Here is a 1,223-nt window from a genome sequence, read left to right as displayed (position 1 = left end):
CGGTAGCCGCCGCATTCAAGAAGTCGTCTACCGAAGCTACGTCTTGCAGGGCGTTGGTACTGCTGGACACAGTTTCCAAACCCTGCGGCCTCCCTTGGGAGGCTTTCTATGACACGCTCTCGACCATCCTGTATTGCTTGAGCCACTACGGAGGGTGCCTGACATTAAGATTGAGTGGGAAGAAACGTATGAACGGTCTAAGGAGCCGACACAGATGCTTTTTTGGGTAGAATGTGACAACTTCGAGGCAGTGGAAGATGCGCTGGCCGACGACCCCGCAGTAACGAATCCGACCATACTGGCCGACATGGGTGACCGGCGGTTCTACCGTGTGGATTTCACTCCCGTTGGCGACAAGACAAACCTTATGCCCGAGTTGGTTTCAGTCGGGAGCGTCCTGCAAAGCGCAGTCGGTACGAGAAACGGGTGGCGATGCCGTGCCCGCTTTCCGCATCGAGGCGCTCTCGAACACGTGCATCAGTTCTGTGGCGACCACGACATCGATTTTACCTTCGAGAGACTCTACGAGGCAACTGGCCGGGGCGAAATCAACTTCGCACTGACGGAAGCCCAGCGAGAGATACTGATTGAAGCATCAGAGAGCGGATATTTAGCGGTTCCACGGGAGTGTTCGCTGGCCGAGTTGGGCAACCGGCTTGGTATTGGGGATAGTTCCGCATCCGAGCGCTTTCGCAGGGGAGTCAACCAACTCATTCAGCAGACGTTGCTTACTGAATGAGAGCGCGCCCAGTATGCGCGGACACTGGATGCTCATTCAATAGAAAGCATCTGGAAAAAGTAGAATCACCGTGCTGCATACATCCTTTATATGTTGCACGGCATTCCTGACAATCAAAGGACGGATAGAAGCTCACCGCGTTACATCCTTCGCCTGTACTGACCGACTTGCCCGCGAACTATTGACCCAAGACCGACCGCTATTTTTCGGCCTCGACGGCGACGGTGCAGCCCACTATTGGGACAGCTACGAGTTCGCTGTGACTGTTGTGGCGGCTGATGGCGACGCCGGGAAAGTCGAGCTCGTAGCGACGCCGTTTGGGACGCTCCCGGAGTGGTGTGGCTTCACTACACGCATCAACCATACTCAGTACCTCACAAAGCATCGTCAGGTGACCTGACCTGAGTCACCTCTTCTGTTGGGATGAGCCGTCGATAGCGGTCGAAGAACGCTGATCACAGGCGGAGCTGTCGCTGTCGGCGGC

1 protein-coding gene and 1 pseudogene are annotated in these 1,223 nt (G+C 55.9%); both read left to right on the top strand.

The window, feature by feature from the left end:
* Positions 1 to 154 precede the first annotated feature (154 nt).
* Complete coding sequence (locus VI123_RS19215; protein WP_336339682.1) at positions 155 to 739, top strand: helix-turn-helix domain-containing protein; 585 nt, start codon at positions 155 to 157, stop codon at positions 737 to 739.
* Between the two features lie 124 nt (positions 740 to 863).
* A pseudogene (locus VI123_RS19210) lies at positions 864 to 1,088 on the top strand (hypothetical protein); the annotation flags it as partial.
* Between the last annotated feature and the right edge of the window lie 135 nt (positions 1,089 to 1,223).

Origin of the sequence: Haloarcula sp. DT43, from assembly GCF_037078405.1 — an archaeon.
Taxonomy (GTDB): Archaea; Halobacteriota; Halobacteria; order Halobacteriales; family Haloarculaceae; genus Haloarcula; species Haloarcula brevis.
Note: the sequence above shows the minus strand (reverse complement) of the source record. Positions and strands in the feature narration are given on the sequence as shown.